Genomic DNA, 636 nt, shown 5'->3' with positions numbered 1-636 from the left:
GCCGGGCCTGACCGCGCTGCGGGAGCTCCTGGAGCGGGCCGAGCGGGCGGCCGCGGCCGACGAGGGGCAGCGCGAGGTGGCGGCGCACACGGCGTTCCACGAGGAGGTCGTGGCGCTGGGCGGCAATCCGCTGCTCGCCCGCACGATGGAGCAGCTGAGCGGGCAGCTGCAGCTGCTGTTCGGGATGCGCGAGGAGCCCGCGCACATGCGGGCGCAGCACGCGGACATGTTCCGGCACATCGCCGGGGGCGACGAGGAGTCGGCGGCGGCGAGCGCGCTGCTGCACGTCAGGGACAGCCGGGCGGTGGCGCTGCGCTCGCTCTTCGGCGACTCAGATTTGTATACCGAAACCGTCTAGCCCTCTTCCCGCCGGTTCCCTTCCCGGGCTTTCTCGTCGGACTTTCCCCATAAAACGCGCATCGCAGCGGATCTCTCCTGGGGCTGTCTTGCCGCGGCTTTCTCGCTGGTATACAAAAAGTCGGGCCAAGCCTCTCCTCCCCCCAAGGAGCCCTCATGTGCGTCGAGCCCGCCCCGCCCCCGTCCGGCCGACTGACCCGCCGCGGGGTGCTCGCGGCCTCCGCCGTCCTGGCCGGCACCGCGACCGCCCTCGGCTCCGGTACGTCCACGGCCTCGGCG

Annotated in this window: 1 protein-coding gene; it reads left to right on the top strand. The window is 72.5% G+C overall.

Features of this window, described 5'->3' with window-relative positions; genetic code table 11:
- Positions 1-358: FCD domain-containing protein (locus tag G3I40_RS32565; protein WP_164306215.1), on the top strand; the 358-nt coding region annotated here is incomplete at its 5' end.
- Positions 359-636: the final 278 nt, after the last annotated feature.

This window comes from Streptomyces sp. SID14478, assembly GCF_010548525.1.
Taxonomy (GTDB): Bacteria; Actinomycetota; Actinomycetes; order Streptomycetales; family Streptomycetaceae; genus Streptomyces.
The sequence above is the reverse complement of the archived record's forward strand: the minus strand, read 5'-3'. Positions and strand labels throughout refer to the sequence as shown.